The following is a 407-nucleotide window of genomic DNA, read 5'->3' on the forward strand; positions in this document are numbered from 1 at the left end:
GCGGTGCGCCCCAAAGTCTTGCTGCTGGATGAACCGCTGTCGGCGCTGGACGCGCAAATTCGCCACAGCATGGTGGAAGAGATCGCCCGCCTGCACCGCGAACTGCCGGATCTGACCATCCTGTACGTCACCCACGATCAGGGCGAAGCGCTGACGCTGGCGGACAAGATTGGCATCATGCGCGACGGCCACCTGTGCGCCCACGGCGAGACCCGCGCGCTGTACCATCATCCAACGAACCGTTTCACCGCCGAGTTCCTCGGCCGCGCCAACCTTCTGCCGGCCACCGCGCTGGAGACCACTACCGGGCAAGGCATGACCACCGTCAGCTGCGCCGGCAAAGTGTTCGGCTGCTTTACCTATGGTGCGCAACGCGGTTTCGACGAACTGCTGTGTATTCGGCCGCA

At 64.4% G+C, this 407-nt stretch carries 1 pseudogene; it reads left to right on the forward strand.

What is annotated here, in order from left to right:
* Positions 1-407: pseudogene (locus CS062_RS25635) on the forward strand (2-aminoethylphosphonate ABC transport system ATP-binding subunit PhnT); the annotation flags it as partial.

Origin of the sequence: Roseateles chitinivorans, assembly GCF_002761755.1 — a bacterium.
Lineage (GTDB): Bacteria > Pseudomonadota > Gammaproteobacteria > Burkholderiales > Burkholderiaceae_C > Roseateles > Roseateles chitinivorans.